Source organism: Pseudomonas sp. BN411, assembly GCF_029871235.1.
Taxonomy (GTDB): domain Bacteria; phylum Pseudomonadota; class Gammaproteobacteria; order Pseudomonadales; family Pseudomonadaceae; genus Metapseudomonas.
In genome coordinates this window covers 115,361-141,148 of sequence record NZ_SSOM01000083.1, presented here as the reverse complement: position 1 = coordinate 141,148, position 25,788 = coordinate 115,361, and the positions used below count along the sequence as shown (strand labels likewise).

The following is a 25,788-nucleotide window of genomic DNA, read 5'->3' as shown; positions in this document are numbered from 1 at the left end:
GCCGCGCCGGTGATCGAACCGCCGCAGTCCAGCATCATCGACGACGTGCTGGCCAATCCGATGCTTCTGCTGATGGCGGGCGGTAGCGCCCTGGTAGCCCTGCTGGTGCTGCTGATGGTTCTGTCGCGCCGCAACGCGCTGAAAGAGGCCGAGCTGCAGAACAACCTGGCCGCACAGGATGACGAGAACACCTTCGACAGTGATCTCGACCTGAAGGACGACAGCTTCGATGCGTTCTCCAGCCCTGAACTGGATGCCGCCGTGGCCGACGAGCCTGAAGTCGCTCCGCGTACCGAGGAGCGCGTCACCTCGCAGACCGGCGACGTGATCAGCGAGGCCGACATCTACATCGCCTACGGCCGCTTCAACCAGGCTGCCGAACTGCTGCAGGGCGCCATCAACGAAGAGCCCCATCGCAGCGACCTCCGCCTGAAACTGATGGAAGTCCACGCCGAACTGGGTGATCGCGAAGGCTTCGCGCGCCAGGAGAGCGAGCTCCGTGAAATCGGCGGTGCTGGCAATGACATCGAGCAATTGAAAGGCAAGTACCCGGCCATGGCGGCTGTTGCCGTTGCCGCGACTGCTGCAGCTAGCTTGGCGGCGGCCGATGACCTCGACAGCTTCAGCCTCGACGACCTGACCCTGGACGATGCACCGAACAATGCTCCGGCGGCTTCCGGCTCGGACCTGGATGACGCGTTCGACCTGAGCCTGGACGACCTGGGTTCCGACCTGGATCTTGACCTGGTGGAAGAGAAGCCGGCTGCCATTCAGCCCGCGGCTGCACCGGTCAATGAACTGAGCCTGGATGACCTGGAGTTCGATGCGCCGGTCGCACCGGCCAAGGCCGAATCCGACCTGGATTTCGATCTGGACATCGGTGGTGGCGACCAACTGCTGACTGGCGATGAGAGCCTTGAGCTCAGTGACGATCTGGCCGATTTCAGCCTCGACCTGGAGCCGGCTGCTCAGCCTGCGATCGCTGAGGAAGACGACTTCCTGCTGAGTCTGGACAGCGAGCTCGACGCGCCCCTGGCAGTCGAAGCGGCTGCTCCGGCTGTGGAAGAGGCCAGCGCTGGCCTGCTCGACCTGCCGGCCGATTTCGATCTGTCGTTGCCCGACGAGCCGGTTGCCGAGTCTGTGGCCGACAATGATAGCTTTGCCGCCCAACTGGACGAAGTGACTGCCGAACTGGACCAGCTCTCCGACAGCCTGCAGAAGGCGCCGGAGTCCGATCCGGTTGCCGTGCTGGAAGACGAGACTTCGGACCTGGGCCTGGGGCTGGACGAGGAAGACGACTTCGATTTCCTTTCCGGCACCGATGAAACCGCGACCAAGCTGGATCTTGCTCGCGCCTATATCGACATGGGTGACACCGAAGGTGCTCGCGATATCCTCGACGAGGTCATGTCCGAAGGTAATGACACCCAACAACAGGAAGCGCGCGAACTGATCGCACGACTCAGCTGATAGATGACAGAAGCAGTACCCGCAGCGGCAGCCGAATCGGCTGCCGTTGGCGTTTCAGAAATGTGCTGATTCCGGCACTTTCGCCATCACCATTTCCGCAACTCTTTCCGGCATTTCCGCAACCCCGTGGCTATTTCACGGGGTTCACGACCTTGCCGACGCGTCGGTAAACCCGCTTGGTCATGTCCTGGGTGGTGTGGCCCAGCAGATCCGAAGCCTCCTCCAAACTGACGATTTCCGAGGCCGCCTTCGGGCGGATGTCGCGGAACTGGAACTGCATGATCGCCTCGGCCAGGTCTCGCCGTTCTCCTGAGCCTTCACCGCTGCCCGCTTGCGCGCCGGCTCGAAACGCAGGCGCAGCATGGACTCGGTCAGCTGCTTGCCTTCGCTGGTGGTGATCAAGTGCGGCCGCGATCGGTCCAACTCGTCGAGCAGCCGTCCCAGGCCGGTGCGCAGTCCGTCGATGTGGAGGCGGATGCGCAGCTTCATGGCGGTCTTGCCCTGGCCGACCAGAAGGAAATCCTCCGTCAGTTCCAACCAGCGCATCTTGCGCACATCCGAAGGCCGCTGGCCGGTCAGGTAGGCAAGGTCCATTGCCACCTGCAGGTCACGCGGTGCCTCGCTGTACACTGCCTGCCACACTTCGTCGGGGACATACACGTCGTGCAGCGCCTCCTTGTTCCGCTTGACGCCGCGCGTCGGGTTCTCCTTGCTGAAAATCCCCCATTCCCTAGCCATGTTGAACGCATCGAGAGCAGGGCGATTTCCCGGTTGGCACGCACAGGAACCGTCCGGGCATCCCGGTGCTGCGCGATGATCTGCGGCGTGATCGCCTCCAGCGGCGCCCCCGCGAATGTCTTGTACAGGTGCACCAGGCACTTGCGGTTGTCCTTCTGCGGCTTCGCGCCCTTGCCCAGGATCACGTCGCGGTCGTAGCGCCGCAGCAGGTCCCGACCGTCTTGGCGGTGACGGGCACCTTGGTCCGTTCCAGCTGCACCCACTTCACGCGTGCCTCGTCCGGGTCCGTACCGAGCGGGATCTCCTTGCGCTTTCCTTCCTCATCGCAGCCGGCGTAGTAGTAGCTGACCCACTCCTGGCCCGATTTCAGCCTGCGCACCCGGCGGATCATCCTTGGCGGCAGGTCTCGGTTGGCTGGTTTCTTCGGGCGCATGGTTATCCCACTTTGGAGAGGTCCAATGACCGGGCTTCAGCCACGGCATTGGTGGATGAGGGTTTCACACCGGCCAGCTTGAGCTGGGCGTACACGCGGCCGACCACGGGCCTGCGCGCTCGGGTGAGGGCATACTGCCAGCCGTTCTTGGCGAGCCACTTGATCTGCAGTGAAGGTAGTCGGTAGGCGCCCGCAGCGAACTGGCCGATTACCGGCTGGAAGTGTTGGAGCGTGACCGGCGCGCCGACGCCCAGGCCCGAACGTAAGAACAGCGCTGCCAGAAGGCGGTAGATGAGGTGGGGAATGAAGCAGAACGGAAATTGGAACTGGCTCGGGCTTATGCTGCTCGGGCTGGCGATGCTCTCCAGCGGCTGCAGCAGCGATTCGACGAGGCTGAGCGAAGGAGCCGCGCCTGCGGCAATTCCATCACTGCCCAGCTCAGCCAGGCAGCCGAAGGTGAAGCCCGAATGTGAGCCGACCTGCTCGGCCGGATTGGAGAGACTGCTCGATTCTATGCTGCCGAAGCCGACGAGCGGAGAGTAACGGGGAGGGCGTGTGAGGTGGCCTCTGACCGAGTCAGGACGCCCGGCGGTGAGTAGTGGCTTGTACCACTTTCGTACCAATCGGTGGGGAAAGGAGGGGATTTAGGGGAATGACGCGGGTGGCGAAGCGCCGGTTTTCCCGCCCTGCTGGCCCCTCCGGATCCCTGTGAAGTGGCCTAATGATTCTGGACACCCCGATAGGGCGTTAAGCTGCGCCCAAGCAAGAGGTGTTCATGAGCAGAAGATCATTCAGTCCGGAGTTCAATCTCGAGGCCGCCAGCCTGGTGCTGGATCAAGGCTATTCCATACCGGCAGCCTGCAAGGCGATGGGGTAGGCCCAACTGCCATGCGGCGCTGGGTCGAACAACTGACCCTGGAGCGCCATGGCAAGACGCCTGAGCACAGCAAGGCCATGACGCCAGAGCAGCGGCGAATCCAGGAGCTGGAGGCCCAGGTGCGGCGGCTGGAGCGGGAGAAAGAGATCCTAAAAGAGGCTACCGCTCTCTTGATGTCAGGCGCCCTCGATTAGTGCGCTTAGTCGAGTCATTGGGTGAGCACTATCCACGGGCAGAGCTTTTCCGGCTGTTCGGCATCAATCGCAGCAGTGTCTATGCCGCCGGTAAATCAGCGGCTCGAGGTAATCAGCCGCACGCCAGACTGCGACAGCGCTTGGTGGAGTTGCATGTCCAGAGTCGGCGTTCGGCAGGCGCCCGAACGCTCGCGGCGGCATTGCGCCAGGAAGGCTGGGCAGTGGGACGATTCCTGGCCAGCCGTCTGATGAAGGAGGCCCAGTTGTTCAGCTCGCAACGTTGTCGACACCGTTACCGCACAGCGGAGGGCGAGGGTGCCAAAGCCTCGAACGAGCTGGACCGACAGTTCCGCACCAGCGGTCCCAATCAGGTGTGGTGCGGTGACGTGACGTACATCTGGGTCGGCGGGCGCTGGATCTACTTGGCCGCGGTGATGGACCTGTATGCGCAGCGGATTGTGGGTTGGGCAATGTCCGATCGTCCAGACTCGCAGCTCACCGGAGGTGCTTTGCGCGTGGCCTATGAGGCTCGTGGCTGCCCCGGCGGCGTGCTGTTTCACTCCGACTAGGGCAGCCACTACAGCAGTCAGGGGTTTCGGCAACTGCTCTGGCGGCATCGAATCCGCCAGAGCATGAGTCGCCGCGGCAATCGCTGGGACAGCGCCCCGATGGAGCGCTTCTTCCGCAGCCTCAAGTCGGAGTGGATACCCGCCTCGGGCTATGCCACAGCAGCTTTGGCCGAAGGCCGATGGGCTGCGATACCTAGTGGAGTTCTACAGCCACCGACGACCCCGCAGCTACAACTGTCACCAAACACCGGTCGAGCGAGAGACGCTGGCCGGATAGACCTAAACCAGTATCCAGTTTTACCTGACCATTTCAGTCTGTGTCGCCCGCGCCCGAACTACAGCCCATCGTTTGTACATTCTCTGTGCTGGCAGTTCTAAGTACATGTGAGACGCAATTGAGGCGGCGAGTGTAATTGCCAGAACCAGGAGAAGCGCGACTTCATCTCCGAATAGTCCGATTTTTTTTCCGGAAAGGACGTAAAAGATAACAATGGGATGAATAAGATAGGTCGAATAAGACCAATCGCCTAGCTTGTTCAGTAGCCTTGTTTTATGGAAGAGTCTTTCTTGTGAAAGTATTGCGCAAACCAATGCCGCACTGGGTAGGCCATATGTAATTGGGTCGTGTGAGCCTGGAATTTGCTCTGTAATATAGTATATGGAGAGTGCTATGAGAGAGGCTGCTGCAAGTGCCGGAATATGGTTTAGGTATCCCCTCTGGTAGATAATGGCGATCACGATTCCGAATAGAAATTCGTATACGGCTTTCTTTGCATAGAAACATCCGCCTCCGAAGTGCGAGGCGGATAGGATCTGAAGAGCCGAAACGCCTAGGAATATTGCCGGAACAAGCAGCTTGCGAGGTAGGAAGAGCGATAAAGAAAATATGGCGTAGAAAACCATTTCAAGGTTCAAGGTCCAGCCAACTGAAAGTATAGGGTAGAGGCCCAGTCCTGAGGGGTTTTGGCTTGGTATGAACAGAAGGCTCTTAACTAGAAAGGTATGGTCATACCCGAGTCGCGGCATTACAGATGGTATTGTGACTATCGTTACTGCGGTAATCGCTGTATAGAACCAGTACGCCGGAACAACTCTAGCGATTCTCTGCATTGCAAAATCGCCAGGGCGGATGCTCTTTCCTGCGGTCGATAAGTAAATTACAATTCCGCTGATGATGAAAAATATGTCAACCCCGATAGATCCGTGTTTTCCGAGTATTGCGGTGAGTGAATTGCTGTTGATTTTTCCGAATATCAGGACGTAGTGGTGGAGTACAACTATCCATGCCGCAATTGCCCTAAGTGTTTGAATTGAATTTAGCATTTTTTAGTTCGCATTATTTTTGCGCATCGTAACGCATTTAGGGCTTTCGGGCTAGGGAATCAGGATGACGAAACGAGTGCGTGATATAGGCCTGCTTACCCAAACGATTTGGGAGGCGAGGGGATGGAATGTATAGGAGGGGAGATAGGGCCCCAGAGCGGGCGGGAAAGGCTGTCCAATACTCCCACCAATCATCCCGGAAAGGCTGGCTCTCCGGGCCGCTATCTCAGCATTTCGTTTTAGAAAGTCGCGACTTTGAAGCGAGCCACGGCGGGTGCTGGGGCGGTATTGCACCGCTACTGCTGCGGTATGGGAAGGTGCGCTTCCCTTCCTTATATATAGGAAGCGTCTATGGCAGAAATGTCCTCTAAATCGTTTCCGCAACTAAAACGGCGCCCCGCGTGGCACTGGGCTTCCAGCCCGGTATAATCGTCGCGGTTGTGGAAGCAAAAAGGCTATAACTCGTTGATTAATAAAGACTCTCTGGCAGGCGAATCGGCTACCGTTGGTAATTACAGAATCGCCCTTGGTGTCGAATACAAGGGCTCGCGTTATCGTGGCTTCCAGCGTCAGATCGACGGGGTCCCGTCCGTCCAGGGCGCCCTGGAGAAGGCGCTCTCCCGCGTGGCCGGCGGAGCTCCCGTGACCCTCAGTTGCGCTGGCAGGACCGACGCCATGGTGCATGCCTGCGGGCAGGTGGTGCATTTCGACACCCCCGTGGCAAGGTCAGAGCACGCCTGGATCATGGGCGCCAATGCCAACCTGCCGGCGGACATTAGCGTCACCTGGGCCAGGCAGATGCCGTTGAACTTCGATGCCCGTTTCAGTGCCATGGCGCGGCGTTATCGTTACGTGATCTACAACGACGAGATTCGCCCGGCGCACATGGCCGAGGAAGTGACCTGGAATCACCGCCCTCTGGATGTTCAGCGCATGCGCGAGGCGTCCCGTTGCCTGGTCGGCGCCCATGATTTCAGTGCATTCCGTGCCCGCCAGTGCCAGGCCAAGTCGCCTATCAAGACGGTGCATCACCTGGAACTGATCGAGCATGGTCGCCTGATCGTGCTCGATATCCGTGCCAACGCCTTCCTTCACCACATGGTGCGCAATATCGCCGGTGTACTGATGACCATCGGGGCCGGCGAGCAACCAGTTGAATGGGCGAAGCAGGTCCTGGAGGGGCGCATCCGCCGCGAGGGCGGGGTGACGGCTCACCCTTATGGGCTCTACCTGGTCCGCGTCGAGTATCCGGAACAGTTCGACCTTCCAGAGCGTTACCTGGGGCCGCACTTTCTTTCCGGCCTGCCGGATTGCGCGGGCTGACGCTGCCTCGGGCCTTTGCTAACATCCCAGGTCTTTAGCCTTCAGGTGCCTGCATCTTGTCAGCCGTTCGCATCAAAATCTGCGGTATCACCCGAATCGAGGACGCCCTGGCCGCTATCGCCGCCGGGGCGGATGCCATAGGTTTTGTGTTCTACGCCAAGAGCCCGCGCGCGGTCACGCCAGCCCAGGCGCGAGCCATCATCGCTGCGCTGCCGCCTTTCGTGACCACTGTCGGACTCTTCGTCGACATGCCGCGCGCTGAGTTGACCCAACTGCTGACCGACGTTCCGCTGGACCTGCTGCAGTTCCACGGCGATGAAGGCCCGGAAGACTGTGCAGGTTACGGCCGTCCCTACATCAAGGCGTTGCGGGTCAAGCCGGGTGACGACGTCGCCGCGGCGATTTCGCGCTACCCCGCAGCCTCCGGAATCCTCCTTGACACCTATGTTCCGGGCACGCCCGGTGGCACCGGCGAGGCCTTCGACTGGAGTCTGGTGCCCCGGGATGCGGCAAAGCCGCTGATCCTGGCGGGCGGGCTGACCCCGGAGAACGTCGGTGACGCGGTACGCCAGGTGCGTCCTTACGCTGTGGATGTGAGCGGTGGCGTCGAGGCCAGCAAGGGCATCAAGGATGCCGTGAAGATTCAAGCCTTCATCCAACAGGCACGTGGCTGAAATGCGGATCGCGGAAACTTTCGTGTGTTCGGTTGCTGGCGCGTCTCCTGCATATGTGACGGACGGCGTTTCGCTGCCGTCCATAAGCGAGTTGCCCACGCAGGCGAAGCCTGCCGGGTCGCGTGGCAAGGCTGCGTCGATTGGGCCTGTTTTTTACGAGGGCGATGGCAAGGCCATCGCCAGGGTGATTCCCGGACAGATCGTCAGGGCCGGGATCGCAACCATGAATTCGCTCAAGGGCATGCGCGGGGCTATGAACCGCTAGCGCGTGTTCGGGCCTGAAAGCTGTGGAGAACTAGAGCATGAGCAACTGGCTGGTAGACAAGCTGATCCCTTCGATCATGCGTTCCGAGGTGAAGAAGAGCTCGGTCCCGGAAGGCCTCTGGCATAAGTGCCCGTCCTGCGACGCGGTGCTGTACAAGCCCGAGCTGGAAAAGACGCTGGACGTCTGCCCGAAATGCAACCACCACATGCGCATCGGTGCACGCACCCGTCTGGATATCTTCCTGGATCCGGAAGGCCGCGAAGAACTCGGCGCCGACCTGGAGCCGGTGGATCGCCTGAAGTTCCGCGACAGCAAGAAGTACAAGGACCGCCTGGCGGCCGCGCAGAAGGACACCGGTGAGAAGGATGCCTTGATCGCCATGCGTGGCACCCTGCACAAGATGCCGATCGTGGCCTGCGCCTTCGAATTCTCCTTCATGGGCGGTTCCATGGGTGCCATCGTCGGCGAGCGCTTCGTGCGTGCCGCCAACGTCGCCCTGGAGCAGCGCTGCCCGCTGGTGTGCTTCTCCGCGTCCGGCGGTGCCCGCATGCAGGAAGCTCTGATCTCCCTGATGCAGATGGCCAAGACCTCCGCCGCACTGGCTCGCCTGCGCGAAGAGGGTATCCCGTTCATCTCCGTACTGACCGACCCGGTCTACGGCGGCGTTTCCGCCAGCCTGGCAATGCTCGGCGACGTGATCGTCGGCGAGCCGCGTGCACTGATCGGCTTCGCCGGTCCGCGCGTGATCGAGCAGACCGTGCGCGAGAAACTGCCGGAAGGCTTCCAGCGCAGCGAATTCCTGCTGGAGCACGGCGCCATCGACATGATCATTCCCCGTGCGGAACTGCGTGAGCGCCTCGGTCGGCTGCTGGCGCAGATGACGCGTCTTCCTTCCCCGGCTATCGCATGACCCAGAGAACCCTTGCCGACTGGCTTTCCTACCTTGAACAGCTCCACCCCACGGCTATCGACATGGGGCTGGAGCGCAGCCGCGAAGTTGCCAGCCGGCTCGGCCTGAGCCGACCGGCACCGAAGGTGATCACGGTCACCGGCACCAACGGCAAGGGTTCCACCTGTGCTTTCCTGGCCGCGCTGTTGCGCGCCCAGGGGCTCAAGGTCGGCGTGTACAGCTCGCCGCACCTCCTGCGTTACAACGAGCGTGTCCAGTTGAATGGCCAGGACGCCAGCGACCAGGCGCTCTGCGACGCCTTTTCCGCTGTCGAGGCGGCGCGCGGCGAAATCTCCCTCACCTATTTCGAAATGGGCACCCTGGCGGCCTTCTGGCTGTTCCAGCATGCCGCCCTGGATGCCGTGGTGCTGGAAGTGGGCCTGGGCGGTCGCCTGGATGCGGTGAATCTGGTGGATGCCGACCTGGCGCTGGTGACCAGCATTGGCCTGGATCACGCCGACTGGCTGGGCGATACCCGGGAAAGTGTCGCCTTCGAGAAGGCTGGCATCTTCCGCGCTGGCAAACCTGCCCTGTGTGGCGACCTTGACCCGCCGCAGCCGTTGCTGGAGCAAGCGAACGCTCTGTCTGCACCCTTGTTCCTCCGCGGTCGCGACTTCGACCTGGCGCAAGGCGAGGCGAACTGGCACTGGCGCGGTGTGAACGCTTCCGGCCAGGTACTGGAATTGCACGACCTGCCCGTACTCGACCTGCCCATGGAAAACGCCGCCCTGGCGCTTCAGGCATACGCGCTATTGGGCATGCCCTGGCAACCGGATGCCTTGCAAGCTGCTCTCCTGGGCACCCGGGTCACCGGGCGTTTGGATCGCCGCCACATTGATTGGCGCGGCAAGCGGGTTTCCCTGCTGCTGGATGTCGGGCACAACCCCCATGCGGCTGAATACCTGGCCGCGCGCCTGACCGCCCGCCCTGTTGCCGGTCGACGATTGGCTGTGTTCGGCCTGCTTGCCGACAAGGATCTCCCCGGGGTACTTCGCCCTCTGCAAGGCTGCCTGGCCAACTGGGCGGTGGCACCGTTGCCGACGCCGCGCACTCGCTCCGCGTCCGAGTTGCAGGCGGCATTGACGAACCTTCATGCAAGCGTCAGTGTCCACCAAAATATCGCCGCAGCACTCGACGCACAGTGCGAGCAGGCGACACCGGACGACGAGATCCTGGTGTTCGGATCGTTCTACAGTGTGGCTGAGGCGCTGAGCTGGCTGGAAAGCTTCGCAACGGGGGAGTAGGGGAAATGGCTGTATTGGACAAGGGACTCAAGCAACGAATCGTCGGCGCGCTCGTGCTGGTGGCGCTGGCAGTGATCTTCCTGCCGATGCTGTTCAGTCGCGAGGATGAGCTGCGCCAGGTCGTGGTTGAGGCTCCGCCGATGCCGAAGGCGCCGGAAATGCCGCCGGTCGAGCTCGAGCAGGTCCAGGTGCCGGAACCCCAGGCACTGCCCCAGGAACCCGTGCCGCCACTGGAACCCGCTGGAGATGCGCTGGCGTCCAATGAGCCGCCGGTCGAGCAGTCTGCTCCTGCTGCTCCTGCCCAGCCCGCTGCGCCAGCAGTTCCAGTACCCGCTCCGGCACAACCGCAGCCCCAGGTACAGGCCAAGGCGCCTGCACCGGCTCCGGCCGCCCCCGTGGCTGAGGTGAAGGCCGAGGAGAAACGCCTGGACGTCAACGGACTACCGGTCAGCTGGTCGATCCAGCTTGCCAGCCTGTCCAGTCGCACCAGTGCCGAAAACCTGCAGAAGAACCTGCGGACCCAGGGCTACAACGCCTATATCCGCAGCGTCGAAGGCATGAACCGCGTCTTCGTCGGACCGCTCATCGAACGGGCCGAGGCCAATCGTCTGCGTGACCAACTGGCCCGCCAGCAGAAGCTGAACGGCTTCATCGTTCGTTTCCAGCCGGAAAAGGGCTGATAGATCGGGATAATCGAGCCCTTTCGGTTCCGCGGGTTACCGGAGTCAAAGGGCTCTGCTAAAATGCAGCGCCTTTTCAGTTTGTGGGCTGCATCGTGGCATTCACCTGGGTCGATTGGACGATCATCGCCATCATCGCCGTTTCCAGTCTGGTCAGTTTGAGTCGGGGTTTCGTCAAGGAAGCTCTCTCGCTGCTGACGTGGATAGTCGCAGGTGTAGTGGCCTGGACTTTCGGCGGCGCCCTGTCGCTGCACCTCACCGAATTCATCGAAATGCCTTCGGCGCGCATCATCGCCGCATGCGCCATCCTTTTCGTCGCCACCCTCCTGGTTGGCGCCTTGATCAATTTCCTGATCGGCGAGCTGGTCAGGGTCACCGGCATGGACGGCACCGACCGCGTACTGGGCATGGCCTTTGGCGCCGCCCGTGGTGCGCTGCTGGTCGTGCTGCTGGTCGGCCTGCTCAGCCTGGCGCCGGTGCAACAAGATCCCTGGTGGCAGCAATCCACGCTGTTGCCGCATTTTCTAATGGTCGCCGATTGGTCGAAGAACCTCATTCTGGGCTTTACCAGTCAGTGGCTCGCGAGCGGTATCAGCTCACCCAGCTGATGCGTCGCACCCGAAAGCATGCCCATCCATGCCCAACCGGCCTGGACGGGTACTTGATTAGCCTGAACTACTAGCAGGGGTTGCGTCACATGTGTGGCATCGTCGGTATCGTCGGTAAGTCGAACGTCAATCAGGCGCTGTATGACGCGCTTACCGTCCTTCAGCATCGCGGCCAGGACGCTGCCGGTATTGTGACCAGCCATGATGGCCGGCTCTTCCTGCGCAAGGACAATGGCCTGGTGCGTGACGTCTTCCAGCAGCGCCATATGCAGCGTCTGGTCGGCAGCATGGGCATCGGCCACGTGCGCTATCCCACCGCTGGCTCTTCCAGCTCCGCCGAAGCCCAGCCGTTCTACGTGAACTCGCCCTACGGCATCACCCTGGCGCACAACGGCAACCTGACCAACGTCGAGCAGTTGGCCAAGGAAATCTACGAATCCGACCTGCGCCACGTGAACACCAACTCCGACTCGGAAGTGCTGCTCAACGTGTTCGCCCATGAGCTGGCCCACCGCGGCAAGCTGCAGCCCACCGAGGAAGACGTGTTCGCCGCCGTTTCCGGTGTGCACGCACGCTGCAAGGGCGGTTACGCCGTGGTGGCCATGATCACCGGCTATGGCATCGTCGGCTTCCGCGATCCCCACGCCATCCGTCCGATCGTCTTCGGCCAGCGCCACACCGACGAAGGCGTCGAGTACATGATCGCCTCCGAGAGCGTCGCCCTGGACGTACTGGGTTTCACCCTGATCCGTGACCTGGCCCCGGGCGAAGCGGTTTACATTACCGAGGAAGGCAAGCTGTTCACCCGCCAGTGCGCGGCTGATCCGCAGTACTCCCCCTGCATCTTCGAGCACGTCTACCTGGCGCGCCCGGATTCCATCATGGACGGCATTTCCGTCTACAAGGCGCGTCTGCGCATGGGCGAGAAGCTGGCCGAGAAGATCCAACGCGAGCGTCCTGACCACGACATCGACGTGGTGATCCCGATTCCGGATACCAGCCGTACCGCAGCCCTGGAACTGGCCAACCACCTGGGCGTGAAGTTCCGCGAGGGCTTCGTGAAGAACCGCTACATCGGCCGCACCTTCATCATGCCGGGCCAGGCCGCGCGCAAGAAGTCGGTACGCCAGAAGCTCAACGCCATCGAGCTGGAATTTCGCGGCAAGAACGTGATGCTGGTGGACGACTCCATCGTGCGCGGTACCACCTGCAAGCAGATCATCCAGATGGCCCGTGAAGCCGGCGCCAAGAATGTCTACTTCTGCTCGGCCGCTCCGGCGGTGCGCTACCCGAACGTCTACGGCATCGACATGCCCAGCGCCCATGAGCTGATCGCCCACAACCGCTCCACTGAAGAGGTGGCTGAGCTGATCGGTGCCGACTGGCTGGTTTACCAGGACCTGCCGGACCTGATCGACGCAGTAGGCGGCGGCAAGGTGAAAATCGACCATTTCGACTGCGCTGTGTTCGATGGCAAGTACATCACCGGCGATGTCGACGAGCAGTACCTGAACAAGATCGAGCAGGCGCGTAACGACGCCTCCAAAGCCAAGGCCCACGCGGTCAGCGCCATCATCGATCTGTACAACAACTGATCTGCAGGCCGTAGTCTCGCGCCACAGGTCGATAGCCCGGATTCCATCCGGGCTACGTTTTTTTGAAGAGGTGGGAACATGACGAAGGAATGGGAAGCCGGAAGGCTGGACAGTGACCTGGAAGGCGCGGCCTTCGAAACCCTGGCCGTGCGTGCAGGCCAGCGCCGTACGCCCGAGGGTGAACACGGCGAGGCCATGTTCCTCACCTCGAGCTACGTGTTCCGCACCGCCGCCGATGCCGCGGCGCGCTTTGCCGGCGAAGTGCCCGGCAACGTCTATTCGCGCTACACCAACCCGACCGTACGGACCTTCGAAGAGCGCATCGCCGCCCTGGAAGGGGCCGAGCAGGCCGTGGCCACCGCGTCCGGCATGTCCGCCATCCTTGCCATCGCCATGAGCCTGTGCAGTGGTGGCGACCACGTGCTGGTGTCCCGCAGCGTGTTCGGCTCCACCATCAGCCTGTTCGAGAAGTACCTCAAGCGCTTCGGCATCGAGGTCGACTACCCGGCACTGTCCGATCTGGACGGCTGGAAAGCGGCGATCAAGCCGAATACCAAACTGCTGTTCGTCGAGTCGCCGTCCAACCCCCTGGCGGAGCTGGTCGACATTCCCGCCCTGGCCGACATCGCCCACGAGAAGGGCGCGCTGCTGGTGGTGGACAACTGCTTCTGCACCCCGGCCCTGCAACAGCCGCTGAAACTGGGCGCCGACATCGTCATGCATTCGGCCACCAAGTACATCGACGGCCAGGGCCGCACCATGGGTGGCGTGGTCGCCGGCCGTGCCGAGCACATGAAGGAAGTCGTGGGATTCCTGCGTACTGCGGGCCCGACCCTCAGCCCCTTCAACGCCTGGGTGATGATCAAGGGCCTGGAAACGCTGCGTGTGCGCATGCAGGCCCACTGCGCCAGCGCTCTCGAAATCGCCCGGTGGCTGGAGCAGCAGCCTGGTGTCGAGCGCGTCTACTACGCCGGGCTGGAAAGCCATCCGCAGCACGAATTGGCCAAGCGCCAGCAGAAGGGCTTCGGCGCGGTTGTCAGCTTTGAGGTCAAGGGCGGCAAGGAAGCGGCTTGGCGCTTCATCGATGCGACCCGGATGATCTCCATCACCACCAACCTGGGTGACACCAAGACCACCATCGCCCATCCGGCCACCACCTCCCACGGCCGTCTGTCGCCGCAGGAGCGTGCCAATGCGGGCATCAGCGACAGCCTGGTCCGCCTGGCCATTGGCCTGGAAGACGTGGGCGACCTCAAGGCTGACCTGGAGCTCGGGCTCGCTGCACTGTGATCGACTGGAGCCTGCAGGCGGCCGCGCCGAACAACGGCAAGGTCGCCCTGGTTACTGGTGCCGCACGTGGTATCGGCCTGGGAGTGGCGGCCTGGCTGATCGCCGAAGGCTGGCAGGTGGTACTGGCTGATATCGACCGCGCCCGTGGCTCCAAAGTGGCCAAGGCGCTGGGCGAGAACGCCTGGTTCGTCGCCATGGATGTAGCCCATGAAAGCCAGGTGGCTGTAGGGGTGGCCGAGGTGCTTGGGCAGTTCGGTCGTCTCGATGCGCTGGTCAGCAATGCCGCCATTGCCGAACCGCACAATCCGCCGCTGGAAAGCCTGGAACTGGCTCGCTGGAACCGCGTGCTCGCGGTCAACCTGACGGGCACCATGCTGCTTGCCAAGCACTGTGCACCCTATCTGCGGGCCCACCAGGGCGCCATCGTCACCATCGCCTCCACCCGTGCCCACCAGTCCGAGCCCGATTGCGAGGCTTATGCCGCCAGCAAGGGTGGACTGCTGGCCCTGACCCACGCACTGGCCATGAGCCTGGCACCGGAGATCCGGGTCAACGCCGTGACGCCGGGCTGGATCGATGCCCGCGACCCGTCCGCCCGTAAAGACGCACCGCTGACCGAGCTGGACCACGACCAGCATCCGCTGGGGCGCGTGGGGCTGGTAGAAGATGTGGCCGCCCAGGTGGCTTGGCTGCTGTCGGACAACGCCAGCTTCGTCACCGGCCAGGAGTTCATGGTCGACGGCGGAATGACTCGCAAGATGATCTATCTCGACTGAGTTCCAGTCGGGGGAGGGAAGGGCGGCGGCACCGTGAGGTGCGCCGCCCTTTTTTCTGGAAAATTAGAAATGCCGATCGCGGGGCGGGCGAGGGCGTGCTCGATCAGGGTTTGCGCAGGTCGATTGCCGGAGTTTTCTTGCCGTCGAACAGTTCCACCGGCTTGCGCGGCAGGATGGCCGGGCGGCCTTCCGTGTCGTGTTCGCCGACGATGCGGATGTCGTCGTATTTCTTCCCGGACAGGGCCGCGAGGCCGGCGCGGTCCCGTACTACGGTGGGCCGCAGGAAGACCATCAGGTTGCGCTTCACATGGGAGTCCTTGGTGGAGCGGAACAAGCGGCCGAGGATGGGGATGTCGCCCAGCAGTGGCACCTTGGAGTCGGTCTGGGTGATGTCGTCCTGGATCAGGCCGCCCAGTACGATCACCTGGCCGTCTTCGGCGAGGATCGTGCTCTTGATCGCGCGCTTGTTGGTGATCAGGTCGACCGCCTGGGCGGTGAGGGAGGCAGTTGGCGCAATGGAGGAGATTTCCTGCTCGATCTCCAGGCGCAACGTCGCGCCTTCGTTGATGTGCGGGGTCACCTTCAGGGTCACGCCGATGTCCTGGCGTTCGATGGTGGTGAAGGGGTTGTTGGCGCCGGACGCGTCGGTGGTGAACGTGCCGGTCTGGAAGGGCACGTTCTGGCCCACGAGGATCTCCGCCTTCTGGTTGTCCAGGGTCAGCAGGCTCGGGGTGGAGAGCAGGTTGCTCTTGTTGTTCGCCGAGAGCGCGGTGATCAGCGCCGCGAAATGGTCGGTACCGATGCCGATGATGGCGCCGTCTGGCAGGGTGTCGGGAATTTCGTCATCGCGGATGGCGTTGAGCACGGTGCCGACCGACAGCCCGGTATTGCCGAAGTTGACCCCGCCCAGGCCGCCGGTGTCGCCGCGGGCGTCCACCGCCCACTGCACGCCGAGGGCTTCGGTGATGTCACCGGAAATCTCCACGATGGCCGCTTCCACCATCACCTGGGCGCGCGGCACGTCGAGCTGGCGGACGATATCTTCCATGGCGGCGACCACATCCGGCTCGGCCAGCATCACCAGGGCGTTCAGGCTTTCGTCGGCGCGGATCAGGATGTTCTGCGACTTGCCGCCGTTGGCAGGGGCGCCGCCTTCGGCATTGCCTTCCCCGTTCTTCAAACCCTCGGAAATCTCGCCCAGGGTTTCGGCCAGGCTCTTGGCATCGTTGTGGCGCAGCCGGATCACGCGGGTATTGGCCGAGCGCGAGGTCGGCGTGTCCAGGGATTGCGCCAGGGCCGCCAGTTTCGCCCGGGCCGACGGTGGGCCGAGGATGATCAGGCGGTTGGTGCGGCCATCGGCGATCACCTGGGTGCCGGAAGTGCCCTTGGACTGGCCGCGGTTCAGTGACGCGTTGAGCACCTCGGCGGCGTCCATCACCCAGGCGTACTTGAGGTTGAGGACGGTGTAGTCGTGGTCACCCTTCTGGTCGAGCTGGCGCATCAGGTCTTCGATGCGGGCGATGTTGGCGGCGCGGTCGCTGATGATCAGGGCGTTGGTCGAGGTCACCGCGGCAAGGTGGCCGTACTGGGGGACCAGCGGTCGAATCAGCGGGATGAGTTCGGTCACCGGGGTGTGTTGCACCTGGATCACGCGGGTTTCCAGGCTTTCGGCGCCAGGACGGGTGCTGTTGGCTTCGGCCTTGGCTTCGGCATTGGGAATGATCCGCGCCTGGCCGTCCTGGGCGACCACGGTGAAGCCGTGGGTGGCCATCACCGAGAGGAACAGCTGATAGACCTCGTTGATCCCCAGTGGCGTTTTCGACACCACGCTGACCTGGCCCTTTACCCGCGGGTCGACGATGAAAGTCTCGCCGGTGATGTCGGCGATCTGGTCGATGAATTCGCGGATGTCGGCGTCCTTGAGGTTGATGGTCCAGGCGTCCTGCTGTTGCTGCGAACTGTCCGGCGCGGTGGTTGGCTGGGCGGCGAGCAGGGGCAGGGGCGCGGCCAGCATCCCGGCGGCGATCAGGGCGAGCGTGAGGCGCGAGAAAGTCGGGGTCATCGTGTCATTCGCTATCCTGGGGCGGTTCGGCGGAAGGTTCGGAGGCGGTGTTCTCCGGGTCTTCCATCTGTTGGCGCAGTTTCTCCATGCGCTCGCGCAATTCGGCGGCGTTGTCTTCCTGCAGGCCGTTGAGTTCGTCGATCACCGTGGCGGACGAATCGTCCGGGGTGGCACCGACGGCGGTGAAGCGTGAGCGTGGTTCGGGGAAGCTGAGACTTTCCAGGCGCCCGTTACGTTCGATTTCGACATGGGTTCGATAGACCGTGTGCAGCTTGACGCCACTGGTGATCTCGTCGCCGGCGGTGAAGCGGCGTGGTTTGCCGCCTTCGAACTGGATGATGGCCGTGGACTTGTCCGGCCCCTCGTGAACGAAGCTGCCGAGCAGGGTCAGGCGCAGGTTGGTGGTGGGCGGCGGGCCGCTTGGCTGGGCTTTCGGGGCGGGACCGAACAAAGGCTCGAGGTTCTGCAGGGGCTGGGCGGTGGCCAGTTGCGTGCCCTGTTGCTCCGGCGCGCGGGCGGGAGCCTGGACCACGCGCAACCATTCCCGGGTCTGCCAGGCGAAGCTGGCCCCCATGGCCAGGACCAGCAATGCACCGACGAGGGCTGGCGCATGGCGTTGCAGCCAGTGTGCGGAATCCGGGACTTGCAAGTGGGTCCAACTCCTAAGGCTGTATCGTTCTTCTGATTTTATGTTTTGGCAGAACTGCTTTGATCATAGCAGCGCCTTCAAGGGCAATGCTCGGCCGTACAGATGATGTTGCGACGCGGTCGCTGTGCTAAAGATATCTGTGAATTTTTACGGCTTTAGGTGGCTTTGTTCACACGAATCATAAGAATCGGACAGCAGCGGCGCACAATCGTCAGATTGCGCTGCAATACTTTCTTTTGGACCTATCTGAAACAGGCGCCCACGGATGAACCCACCACTCGCTGAAGCCCCGCTGCGGCGGCTCCCATTCGGCTTTGCCAAGCGGCACGGCGTGCTGTTGCTGGATGGAGTGGAGCCTTGCCTTGCCCATCGTCCCGGCGTCGAGCTGGTGGCCCTGGCCGAGGCGCGGCGTTTCGCCGGGCGCAGCCTGCCGTTGAAACCCCTCAGCGGCGATGCCTTCGAGCAGGCCCTGGCCCTGGCCTACCAGCATGATTCCTCCGCTGCCATGCAGCTGGCGGAGGACCTGGGCGGCAGCCTGGACCTCGCCGCCCTGGCCGAGCAGATTCCGGAAACCGAGGACTTGCTGGAGCAGGAAGACGACGCGCCGATCATCCGCCTGATCAACGCCATCCTCGGTGAGGCGATCAAGGAGAACGCCTCGGACATCCACCTGGAAACCTTCGAGAAGCGCCTGGTGGTGCGTTTCCGCGTCGACGGCATTCTCCGCGAGGTGCTGGAGCCCAAGCGCGAACTGGCGGCCTTGCTGGTCTCGCGGATCAAGGTGATGGCGCGGCTGGATATCGCCGAGAAGCGCATTCCCCAGGACGGCCGTATTTCCCTGCGGGTGGCCGGACGTGAAGTGGACATCCGCGTATCCACGCTGCCGTCGGCCAATGGCGAGCGCGTGGTGCTGCGTCTGCTGGACAAGCAGGCCGGGCGCCTGACCCTGCAGCACCTGGGTATGAACGAGCGTGATCGTGACCAGTTGGAAGACACGGTTCGTCGCCCCCACGGCATCCTGCTGGTCACCGGCCCCACCGGCTCGGGCAAGACCACCACCCTGTACGCCAGCCTGGTCACCCTCAACGACCGCACACGCAATATCCTCACCGTCGAAGACCCGATCGAATACCACATCGAGGGCATCGGCCAGACCCAGGTCAACCCCAAGGTGGACATGACCTTCGCCCGTGGCCTGCGCGCCATCCTTCGCCAGGACCCGGACGTGGTGATGGTGGGCGAAATCCGTGACCAGGAAACCGCCGAGATCGCTGTGCAGGCCTCGCTGACCGGTCACCTGGTGCTTTCCACCCTGCACACCAACAGTGCCATCGGCGCCATCACCCGCCTGGTGGACATGGGCGTCGAGCCCTTCCTGCTGTCCTCGTCCCTGCTGGGCGTGCTGGCCCAGCGCCTGGTGCGGGTGCTCTGCCCCCATTGCAAGGAGGCCTATCAGCCGGACGCCGCCGAATGCCAGTTGCTCAACGTGGAGGTGGACAGCGCGCCGCTCCTGCATCGCGCCCGCGGATGCGCCGAATGCCACCAACAGGGCTATCGGGGGCGGACCGGCATCTACGAACTGGTGGTGTTCGACGATCATATGCGCAGCCTGATCCACAGCGTCGCCTCCGAACAGGAAATGATCCGCCATGCGCGGCAATCCAGCCTGAGCATCCGCGAGGACGGCCGGCGCAAGGTGTTGGAGGGCATCACCACGGTGGAAGAAGTGCTGCGGGTCACCCAGGAAGAGTAAATGGCCGCATTCGAATACCTCGCGCTCGACGCCAAAGGCCGCCAGCAGAAGGGCGTGCTAGAGGCGGACAGCGCCCGCCAGGTACGCCAGCTGTTGCGCGAGCGCCAACTGGCACCCCTGGAAGTGCGCGCCACCCGCGTTCGCGAGCAGGCCGAGCGGGGCCGCTTCAGCCTGGCGCGGGGCCTGTCCGCCCGTGACCTGGCGCTGGTGACGCGGCAGCTCGCGACCCTGGTGCAGGCGGCGCTGCCCATTGAGGAGGCGCTGCGCGCAGCGGCTGCGCAATCCGCCAGTTCACGCATCCAGTCGATGCTGCTGGCGGTGCGCGCACGGGTGCTGGAGGGCCACAGCCTGGCCAGCAGCCTGCGGGAATTCCCCTCGGCCTTCCCCGAGCTTTATCGCGCCACGGTGGCGGCCGGTGAGCACGCCGGTCACCTGGGGCCCGTGCTGGAGCAACTGGCCGACTACACCGAGCAACGTCAGCAGTCGCGCCAGAAGATCCAGCTGGCGCTGCTCTATCCGGTGATCCTGATGTGCGCGTCGCTGGGGATCGTCGCCTTCCTGCTGGGTTTCGTCGTGCCTGACGTGGTCAAGGTGTTCATCGACTCGGGGCAGACCCTGCCTCTGCTCACCCGCGGCCTGATCGCCCTCAGTGACCTGGTCAAGCACTGGGGCTGGCTGATGCTCCTGGTGCTGATTGCGGCATTCGTAGGCGCGCGCTGGGCGTTGCGCGATCCGAATGTGCGCCAGCGCTGGCATGCCCTGATATTGCGCATTCCATTGGTGGGACGACTGGTGCGCGCCACCGATACAGCGCGCTTCGCCTCCACCCTGGCGATCCTCACCCGCAGCGGCGTGCCGCTGGTGGAGGCCCTTGGCATCGGAGCCGAAGTGATTTCCAACCGGGTTATCCGTGCGCATGTGGTGGTGGCGGCACAGAAAGTCCGTGAAGGCGGCAGCCTGACCCGCGCCCTGGAAGGCAGTGGGCAGTTTCCGCCGATGATGTTGCACATGATCGCCAGTGGCGAGCGTTCCGGCGAACTCGACCAGATGCTCGCCCGCACCGCGCGTAATCAGGAAAACGACCTGGCCGCCAGCATCGCTTTGCTGGTCGGACTTTTCGAACCGTTCATGCTGGTGGTCATGGGGGCGGTGGTGCTGATGATCGTCCTCGCCATCCTGCTGCCTATCCTTTCTCTCAACCAACTCGTGGGGTAATCGCGTGAATCTGCGCCGTAGTCAGTCGGGCTTTACGCTCATCGAAATCATGGTCGTGGTGGTCATCCTCGGCATCCTCGCCGCTCTGGTGGTGCCGCAGGTGATGAATCGTCCCGATCAGGCCAAGGTCACGGTGGCCAAGGGTGACATCAAGGCCATCGGCGCCGCCCTGGACATGTACAAGCTGGACAACTTCGCCTATCCCAGCACCCAGCAGGGCCTGGAGGCCCTGGTGAGCCGGCCGTCCGGCAACCCGCCGGCGAAGAACTGGAGCAAGGACGGCTACCTGAAGAAGCTGCCGGTCGACCCGTGGGGCAACCCGTACCAGTACCTGGCGCCGGGCAGCAAAGGCGCTTACGACCTCTATTCGCTGGGGGCCGATGGCAAGGAAGGCGGTAGCGACAACGACGCCGACATTGCCAACTGGGACAACTGATGAGAAGCGGGCGGCAGGGCGGCTCCGGCCGGATGTCCGGTGCCTTGGCGTCCGCGGGTTTCACCCTGATCGAAATCCTGGTGGTGATGGTCGTCATGGCCTGCATGGCCGGCCTGGCCGTGATCAGCGCCGGCGTCGCCGGCCCCACTCGTGAACTCACCAATGAAGCCGATCGTCTCGCTGGGCTGATCGGCGTGCTCGCCGACGAGGCCGTGCTGGATAACCGCGAGTACGGTGTCCGCGTGGAGCGAGACAGTTACCAGGTCTTCTACTACGACGAAACCAGCGCCCGCTGGCAGCCGATGTCCGACGGTGCCCGCCAGTTGCCGGAGTGGGCCGAACTGACCATCGAGCTGGATGGCGAGCCGCTGGTGCTTCCGACCCCGGCCAAGGCAGAGAAGCAGGCCAAGGATGCGAAGAAGGCCCCGCCGGTGCCGCAACTGATCATCCTTTCCAGTGGCGAGATCAGCCCCTTCCGCATGGAAATGGGTGAGCGGCGCAGGGATGGTCTGCGCCTGCAGCTTTCCAGCGATGGATTCCGCCTGCCCCGTGTAGAGGCCCTGGGCGGAAAGGGGCGCGCCGGATGAGAAGCAGCCGCGCGTTCACCCTGATCGAGGTGCTGGTGGCGCTGGCCATTTTCGCGGTGGTTGCCGCCAGCGTCCTGACTGCCAGTGCGCGCAGCCTGCAGATCGCTTCACGCCTGGAAGACAAGACCCTGGCGATGTGGATCGCCGACAACCGCCTGACCGAGCTCCAGTTGCGCGAGACGCCGCCCTCCAACGGCAAGGACAAGGGCGAACTGGATTACGGCGGACGACGCTGGGAGTGGCAAAGCGAAGTCGAAGGCACCAGTGACCCGGCACTGCGTCGGGTCACCCTCTGGGTAGCGCCGCGTCCGACCCGGGGCGCTGGTGTTGGCAAGCTGGAGGACCGGGCCACAGTGCGCCTGGTGGGCTTCATCGGGAGCACGCCATGAGGCGCGCAGCGGGTTTCACCTTGCTGGAGCTGCTGATCGCCATCGCCATCTTCGCGCTGCTGGCGATTGGCACTTGGCGCATGCTCGGCGCGGTCCTCGATTCGGACGAAGCGACACGCGTGCAGGAGCAGCAACTGCGTGAAGTGGTCCGGGCGATTTCCGCTTTCGAGCGGGACATCCGCCAGGTGATTTCCCGCCCCGTTCGCGATGCCTATGGCGAGTCCCGCGCCGCGCTGCTTGGCGAACAGGAAGGTGACAACGACAGCCTGGAGCTCACCCGCAATGGCTGGCGTAACCCGACCGGCATGCAGCGCTCGCGCTTGCAGAGGGTGCGCTGGCAGCTCTCCGGCGAACGCCTGGAGCGGCGCTACTGGACAGTGCTGGACCAGGCCCAGGACAGCCTGCCGCGCGTCCAGAACGCGCTGGATGGGGTTACCTCCATGAAGTTGCGCTACATGGACGACAGTGGCGACTGGCAGGACAGCTGGCCGCCGGCCGGCCTGCCGGAGGACGAGCGTCTGGATCGCCTGCCGCGCGCCCTGGAACTGACCCTGGAGCACCGCCGCTATGGTGAGCTGCGCCGGGTACTGCGCCTGGTGGAAACCCCGCCCAGGCAGCCACCGCAGGCCGGGGGCAACCAGCCGGACGGGGAACAGCAGAACCCGCAGGGCAACCAGCAGGGTGGTCAGCAAAGTGGCCAGCAAAGTGGCCAGCAAAGCGGCGGCCAGGAGCAGTCGCAATGAAGCGCCAGGCAGGCGTCGCCTTGCTCACCGTGCTGCTGGTGGTCGCGGTGGTCACGGTCGTCTGCGCCGGCCTGATCGCCCGCACTCAGCTGTCCATCCGTTCCAGCGGCAATGAACTGCACACCCGCCAGGTGGCCCAGTACGCCCTCGGCGGCGAGGCCCTGGCCAAAGCCATCCTCGTGCGTGACCTGCGCCAGGGTGATCCGCGGACGCCGGTGGATCACCTGGGCGAGGCCTGGGCGCGGCCTCTCACAACTTTCAAGCTGGATGACGGCGGTTCGCTCAGCGTGCGCATCGAAGATCCGAGCGGTCGCTTCAACCTCAACAGCCTGGTGCGGGACGGCCAGCTCAATGAGCAGGGCATCCGCCAGTTCCGCCGCCTGCTGCTGCGCCTGGGAATCGAGGCGCCCTACACCGAGCGGCTGGTGGACTGGCTCGACCGCGACCAGGAGCCCTACGGTCCCAATGGCGCCGAAGACAACCAATACCTGCTGCTGCAGCCGCCGTATCGTGCGGCCAATCACGCCATGAGCGATGTGTCCGAGTTGCGCCTAGTGTTAGGCATGACGGAGCTGGACTACCGCAAGCTGCTGCCTTTCGTCACCGCTCTGCCGTCGGATGCGTCTCTTAACGTCAACACCGCCAGCGCGCTGGTGCTGTCCACCCTGGCCGACAACCTGGACGCCGACAGCGGCGGATTGCTGATGGCGGCACGGGGCACCACGGGCTTTCGCAGCCTGGATGCCTTCCTTGGCCAGCCGGCGCTGGCCGGGATGGGGCTAGAGGCGCAGGGGCTGGCGGTGGGCAGTCAATATTTCAACGTGATCAGCGAGGTTCGCCTCGCCGGTCGCCGCCAGGTTCTGGTCAGTACCCTGCAGCGCGGTAGCGACGGCAAGGTACGGGTTCTCTCTCGCGATCTCGGGCAGGGCGGATTGCCGCCGGCGCCCGTCAAGGAGCCGCAGTCATGACACAGGCTTGCATCTTCCTCCCGGTGGCCGCCTGCACCCAGCTGGACGCCGAACTGGAAGTGCTGCTCTGGCAAGGAGGCACAGGCCGTCGCCTGCCATTCGCCAGGGCTCTGGAAGAGGTGGCGCCGCCTTGGCGCCTGATCCTGCCGGTGGAGGCGGTGACCTGTTGCGCGGTCCGCCTGCCTACCCAGAAGGGGCGTTGGTTGCGTCAGGCATTGCCTTTTGCAGTGGAGGAACTGCTCGCCGAGGAAGTGGAAAGCTTCCACCTCGGGCTGGGCGGGGCGTTGGCAGATGGTCGGCACCGGGTGTTCGCGGTGCGCCGAACCTGGCTGGCGGGCTGGATGGACCTGGCCGGCAAGCTCGGCCCAGCGCCTGCTGCCATCCATGTCGATGCCGACCTGCTGCCGGAACAGGGCACCCAGTTGCTCTGGCTGGAACAGCGCTGGCTGCTGGGCGGTGAAGGTGGCACCCGGCTCGGTTTCGCGGAACTCGACTGGCCCGTCCTGAAGGACGCCTGCGCTACGCCTCGCAGCGGCCACGCACCCGCCGCTCGCCAGGTACTGGACGGCGTGGATGAGTGGCGCGATGAAGACGACGCCTATGGCTGGCTGGCGGCGCAGAAGGGCAGCGATCTGGCCCAGGGCGAATTCACCCTGAAGGAAGAACGCCAGCGCTGGTCGCGCTGGAAGCCGCTGCTGGGGCTGGCGGGCTTGTGGCTGGTGCTGCAGTGGGGCTTCAACCTGGTCCAGGCCTGGCAACTGCAGCGTCAGGGCGATACCTACGCGGCTGCCAACGAAACCCTCTACCGCGAGTTGTTTCCCCAGGACAGCAAGCTGGTGAATCTGCGGGCCCAGTTCGATCAGCACCTGGCCGAGGGCTCCGCTTCGGGGCAGGGCCGTCTGCTGGCACTGCTCGGCCAGGCGGCCCAGGCGCTGATCACCGAAGGTGCTCAGGTGCGGGTGCAGCAACTGGATTTCAGTGAGACACGTGGCGACCTCGCGTTGCAGGTACAGGCGCCGGGCTTCGATGCCCTGGAACGCCTGCGCGAGCGCCTGATCGGCAGCGGGCTTTCCGTACAGATGGGCTCGGCCAGCCGCGACGAAAGCGGCGTCAGCGCGCGCCTGGTGATAGGAGGATGAAGATGCTCGATGCAATCAAGGCGCCTTTGCAGACGCGGTGGCAGGCTTCTTCCCTCGCTGTTCGCTGGCGTGCGATGCCGGCCAGGGATCGTGCGGCGTTGCTGGGACTCGGCATTTTCCTTGGCCTGGTCCTGCTCTACCTGTTGCTCTGGTTGCCGGCCGAGCGCCGTCTGGCCAGTGCCCGCGAGCACTTCGAGGCCCAGCGCGGCCTGCATGCCTATCTGCAGCAGCGTGCTCCCGAGGCGCGATCAGTTCAGAGCCAGCCCCAGAGCCAGGTGGACCCGGAGCGGCTGCAAGGGCTGGTGACCGCCACCGCCGCCGAACAGGGCCTGGGCGTCGAGCGTGTCGACAGCGATGCGCCCGGCGCGGTGCAGGTGAACCTGCAGCCGGCGGCGTTTCCCAGCCTCCTGCGTTGGTTCGGCGTACTGGAAGGGCAGGGGGTTCGCATCGATGAAGCCGGACTGGACCGCAATGAAGATGGCCGTGTCACCGCACGGGTATCGCTGAAGGTGGGGAGCTGACTGCGCCCCGACTTCGTGCATGCGCACTGTCATGGGGCGCATTGCGGCGCCGGGAAAAGGGGCATGGGACGCGCCAAGAGAAAAAATCCATACAGGGTGTTGACTTAGCGAAGCCCTCTGCGTAAATTGCGCGCCTCGCAAGGCGATGGGTGATTAGCTCAGCCGGGAGAGCATCTGCCTTACAAGCAGAGGGTCGGCGGTTCGATCCCGTCATCACCCACCATTCCTTGTGAGATTCGGACGAAAGTCCGGCCGACGCGCAGCGGTAGTTCAGTCGGTTAGAATACCGGCCTGTCACGCCGGGGGTCGCGGGTTCGA

The 25,788-nt window shown here is 63.7% G+C and carries 24 protein-coding genes, 1 tRNA gene and 2 pseudogenes; 22 read left to right on the top strand and 5 right to left on the bottom strand.

The window, feature by feature from the left end:
- The coding region (locus tag E8F06_RS26290; RefSeq protein WP_280372165.1) for a FimV/HubP family polar landmark protein at positions 1 to 1,470 on the top strand (1,470 nt) is incomplete at its 5' end.
- A 130-nt stretch (positions 1,471 to 1,600) separates the two neighbouring features.
- Here the strand turns inward: E8F06_RS26290 and E8F06_RS26285 are convergent.
- Both E8F06_RS26285 and E8F06_RS26280 read right to left on the bottom strand, forming a co-directional pair.
- A pseudogene (locus tag E8F06_RS26285) lies at positions 1,601 to 2,641 on the bottom strand (tyrosine-type recombinase/integrase).
- A gap of 2 nt (positions 2,642 to 2,643) precedes the next feature.
- Positions 2,644 to 2,850, bottom strand: coding sequence for a DUF4224 domain-containing protein (locus E8F06_RS26280; RefSeq protein ID WP_280372170.1), 207 nt, complete (start codon positions 2,848 to 2,850; stop codon positions 2,644 to 2,646).
- A gap of 560 nt (positions 2,851 to 3,410) precedes the next feature.
- On the opposite strand from E8F06_RS26280, the pseudogene E8F06_RS26275 reads away from it, so the two are divergent.
- Positions 3,411 to 4,586: pseudogene (locus tag E8F06_RS26275) on the top strand (IS3 family transposase).
- Here the strand turns inward: E8F06_RS26275 and E8F06_RS26270 are convergent.
- A complete protein-coding gene (locus tag E8F06_RS26270) occupies positions 4,579 to 5,604 on the bottom strand; it encodes an acyltransferase (protein ID WP_280372164.1) in 1,026 nt (341 codons plus the stop codon). The pseudogene E8F06_RS26275 and the gene E8F06_RS26270 overlap by 8 nt on opposite strands.
- A gap of 465 nt (positions 5,605 to 6,069) precedes the next feature.
- On the opposite strand from E8F06_RS26270, the gene truA reads away from it, so the two are divergent.
- From truA to E8F06_RS26220, 10 genes are all read left to right on the top strand, one after another.
- Positions 6,070 to 6,927: a tRNA pseudouridine(38-40) synthase TruA gene (gene truA, locus E8F06_RS26265; RefSeq protein ID WP_280372163.1), complete on the top strand. Its 858-nt coding sequence runs from the start codon at positions 6,070 to 6,072 to the stop codon at positions 6,925 to 6,927.
- Between the two features lie 56 nt (positions 6,928 to 6,983).
- On the top strand, positions 6,984 to 7,601 hold the full coding sequence (locus E8F06_RS26260; RefSeq protein ID WP_280372162.1) for a phosphoribosylanthranilate isomerase: 618 nt from the start codon (positions 6,984 to 6,986) through the stop codon (positions 7,599 to 7,601).
- A 1-nt stretch (position 7,602) separates the two neighbouring features.
- The gene (locus E8F06_RS26255) at positions 7,603 to 7,866 is read left to right on the top strand and encodes a hypothetical protein (RefSeq protein WP_280372161.1); all 264 of its coding nucleotides are present in this window, start codon (positions 7,603 to 7,605) and stop codon (positions 7,864 to 7,866) included.
- 37 nt (positions 7,867 to 7,903) lie between these two features.
- Positions 7,904 to 8,776, top strand: a complete 873-nt coding sequence (gene accD / locus E8F06_RS26250) for an acetyl-CoA carboxylase, carboxyltransferase subunit beta (RefSeq protein WP_271471629.1) — start codon at positions 7,904 to 7,906, stop codon at positions 8,774 to 8,776.
- On the top strand, positions 8,773 to 10,059 hold the full coding sequence (folC, locus tag E8F06_RS26245) for a bifunctional tetrahydrofolate synthase/dihydrofolate synthase (RefSeq protein WP_280372160.1): 1,287 nt from the start codon (positions 8,773 to 8,775) through the stop codon (positions 10,057 to 10,059). Before accD ends, folC begins: the two co-directional genes overlap by 4 nt.
- Positions 10,060 to 10,064: 5 nt before the next feature.
- Positions 10,065 to 10,739 (top strand): SPOR domain-containing protein, encoded by a 675-nt coding sequence (locus E8F06_RS26240; RefSeq protein ID WP_280372159.1) that lies wholly within the window; start codon positions 10,065 to 10,067, stop codon positions 10,737 to 10,739.
- 95 nt (positions 10,740 to 10,834) lie between these two features.
- Positions 10,835 to 11,347: a CvpA family protein gene (locus tag E8F06_RS26235; protein WP_028631332.1), complete on the top strand. Its 513-nt coding sequence runs from the start codon at positions 10,835 to 10,837 to the stop codon at positions 11,345 to 11,347.
- A gap of 89 nt (positions 11,348 to 11,436) precedes the next feature.
- A complete protein-coding gene (purF, locus tag E8F06_RS26230) occupies positions 11,437 to 12,942 on the top strand; it encodes an amidophosphoribosyltransferase (protein ID WP_151132842.1) in 1,506 nt (501 codons plus the stop codon).
- A gap of 78 nt (positions 12,943 to 13,020) precedes the next feature.
- Positions 13,021 to 14,232 (top strand): O-succinylhomoserine sulfhydrylase, encoded by a 1,212-nt coding sequence (locus tag E8F06_RS26225; RefSeq protein WP_280372158.1) that lies wholly within the window; start codon positions 13,021 to 13,023, stop codon positions 14,230 to 14,232.
- 11 nt (positions 14,233 to 14,243) lie between these two features.
- The gene (locus E8F06_RS26220) at positions 14,244 to 15,008 is read left to right on the top strand and encodes an SDR family oxidoreductase (RefSeq protein ID WP_280372169.1); all 765 of its coding nucleotides are present in this window, start codon (positions 14,244 to 14,246) and stop codon (positions 15,006 to 15,008) included.
- Positions 15,009 to 15,111: 103 nt separating this feature from the next.
- On the opposite strand, the gene gspD is transcribed toward E8F06_RS26220, so the two are convergent.
- Together gspD and E8F06_RS26210 are read right to left on the bottom strand one after the other, a co-directional pair.
- Positions 15,112 to 17,070 (bottom strand): type II secretion system secretin GspD, encoded by a 1,959-nt coding sequence (gene gspD, locus E8F06_RS26215; protein WP_280372157.1) that lies wholly within the window; start codon positions 17,068 to 17,070, stop codon positions 15,112 to 15,114.
- Between the two features lie 4 nt (positions 17,071 to 17,074).
- The gene (locus tag E8F06_RS26210) at positions 17,075 to 17,719 is read right to left on the bottom strand and encodes a type II secretion system protein N (protein ID WP_280372156.1); all 645 of its coding nucleotides are present in this window, start codon (positions 17,717 to 17,719) and stop codon (positions 17,075 to 17,077) included.
- 265 nt (positions 17,720 to 17,984) lie between these two features.
- Between E8F06_RS26210 and gspE the strand changes: the two genes are divergently transcribed.
- The 10 genes from gspE (at position 17,985) to E8F06_RS26160 (ending at position 25,693) form a co-directional block, all read left to right on the top strand.
- A complete protein-coding gene (gspE, locus tag E8F06_RS26205; RefSeq protein WP_280372155.1) occupies positions 17,985 to 19,472 on the top strand; it encodes a type II secretion system ATPase GspE in 1,488 nt (495 codons plus the stop codon).
- Complete coding sequence (gene xcpS, locus E8F06_RS26200) at positions 19,473 to 20,687, top strand: GspF family T2SS innner membrane protein variant XcpS (RefSeq protein ID WP_280372154.1); 1,215 nt, start codon at positions 19,473 to 19,475, stop codon at positions 20,685 to 20,687.
- A 4-nt stretch (positions 20,688 to 20,691) separates the two neighbouring features.
- Positions 20,692 to 21,123 carry a type II secretion system major pseudopilin GspG gene (gene gspG, locus E8F06_RS26195; RefSeq protein ID WP_280372153.1) on the top strand — a complete coding sequence of 144 codons (432 nt, stop codon included), beginning with the start codon at positions 20,692 to 20,694 and terminating at the stop codon, positions 21,121 to 21,123.
- Entirely contained in the window at positions 21,123 to 21,710 is a 588-nt protein-coding gene (gene gspH, locus E8F06_RS26190; RefSeq protein WP_280372152.1) for a type II secretion system minor pseudopilin GspH, read from the top strand. Before gspG ends, gspH begins: the two co-directional genes overlap by 1 nt.
- Complete coding sequence (gene gspI, locus E8F06_RS26185) at positions 21,707 to 22,099, top strand: type II secretion system minor pseudopilin GspI (protein WP_280372151.1); 393 nt, start codon at positions 21,707 to 21,709, stop codon at positions 22,097 to 22,099. Before gspH ends, gspI begins: the two co-directional genes overlap by 4 nt.
- Complete coding sequence (gene gspJ, locus E8F06_RS26180) at positions 22,096 to 22,842, top strand: type II secretion system minor pseudopilin GspJ (protein WP_280372150.1); 747 nt, start codon at positions 22,096 to 22,098, stop codon at positions 22,840 to 22,842. Before gspI ends, gspJ begins: the two co-directional genes overlap by 4 nt.
- Positions 22,839 to 23,810, top strand: a complete 972-nt coding sequence (gene gspK, locus E8F06_RS26175) for a type II secretion system minor pseudopilin GspK (protein WP_280372149.1) — start codon at positions 22,839 to 22,841, stop codon at positions 23,808 to 23,810. The genes gspJ and gspK overlap by 4 nt, the downstream gene beginning before the upstream one ends.
- On the top strand, positions 23,807 to 24,949 hold the full coding sequence (gene gspL / locus E8F06_RS26170; RefSeq protein WP_280372148.1) for a type II secretion system protein GspL: 1,143 nt from the start codon (positions 23,807 to 23,809) through the stop codon (positions 24,947 to 24,949). Before gspK ends, gspL begins: the two co-directional genes overlap by 4 nt.
- 2 nt (positions 24,950 to 24,951) lie before the next feature.
- Positions 24,952 to 25,470 carry a type II secretion system protein M gene (locus tag E8F06_RS26165; protein WP_280372147.1) on the top strand — a complete coding sequence of 173 codons (519 nt, stop codon included), beginning with the start codon at positions 24,952 to 24,954 and terminating at the stop codon, positions 25,468 to 25,470.
- Between the two features lie 147 nt (positions 25,471 to 25,617).
- A tRNA-Val gene (locus tag E8F06_RS26160) sits at positions 25,618 to 25,693 on the top strand.
- Positions 25,694 to 25,788: the final 95 nt, after the last annotated feature.

Excerpts from the sequence above, each read along its gene's own strand:
- E8F06_RS26270 (WP_280372164.1), bottom strand. The coding sequence starts at position 5,604 with ATGCTAAATTCAATTCAAACACTTAGGGCAATTGCGGCATGGATAGTT.
- E8F06_RS26255 (WP_280372161.1), top strand. The coding sequence starts at position 7,603 with ATGCGGATCGCGGAAACTTTCGTGTGTTCGGTTGCTGGCGCGTCTCCT.
- accD (WP_271471629.1), top strand. The coding sequence starts at position 7,904 with ATGAGCAACTGGCTGGTAGACAAGCTGATCCCTTCGATCATGCGTTCC.
- folC (WP_280372160.1), top strand. The coding sequence starts at position 8,773 with ATGACCCAGAGAACCCTTGCCGACTGGCTTTCCTACCTTGAACAGCTC.
- E8F06_RS26240 (WP_280372159.1), top strand. The coding sequence starts at position 10,065 with ATGGCTGTATTGGACAAGGGACTCAAGCAACGAATCGTCGGCGCGCTC.
- purF (WP_151132842.1), top strand. The coding sequence starts at position 11,437 with ATGTGTGGCATCGTCGGTATCGTCGGTAAGTCGAACGTCAATCAGGCG.
- E8F06_RS26225 (WP_280372158.1), top strand. The coding sequence starts at position 13,021 with ATGACGAAGGAATGGGAAGCCGGAAGGCTGGACAGTGACCTGGAAGGC.
- gspD (WP_280372157.1), bottom strand. The coding sequence starts at position 17,070 with ATGACCCCGACTTTCTCGCGCCTCACGCTCGCCCTGATCGCCGCCGGG.
- gspE (WP_280372155.1), top strand. The coding sequence starts at position 17,985 with ATGAACCCACCACTCGCTGAAGCCCCGCTGCGGCGGCTCCCATTCGGC.
- xcpS (WP_280372154.1), top strand. The coding sequence starts at position 19,473 with ATGGCCGCATTCGAATACCTCGCGCTCGACGCCAAAGGCCGCCAGCAG.
- gspH (WP_280372152.1), top strand. The coding sequence starts at position 21,123 with ATGAGAAGCGGGCGGCAGGGCGGCTCCGGCCGGATGTCCGGTGCCTTG.
- gspI (WP_280372151.1), top strand. The coding sequence starts at position 21,707 with ATGAGAAGCAGCCGCGCGTTCACCCTGATCGAGGTGCTGGTGGCGCTG.
- gspJ (WP_280372150.1), top strand. The coding sequence starts at position 22,096 with ATGAGGCGCGCAGCGGGTTTCACCTTGCTGGAGCTGCTGATCGCCATC.
- gspK (WP_280372149.1), top strand. The coding sequence starts at position 22,839 with ATGAAGCGCCAGGCAGGCGTCGCCTTGCTCACCGTGCTGCTGGTGGTC.
- gspL (WP_280372148.1), top strand. The coding sequence starts at position 23,807 with ATGACACAGGCTTGCATCTTCCTCCCGGTGGCCGCCTGCACCCAGCTG.
- E8F06_RS26165 (WP_280372147.1), top strand. The coding sequence starts at position 24,952 with ATGCTCGATGCAATCAAGGCGCCTTTGCAGACGCGGTGGCAGGCTTCT.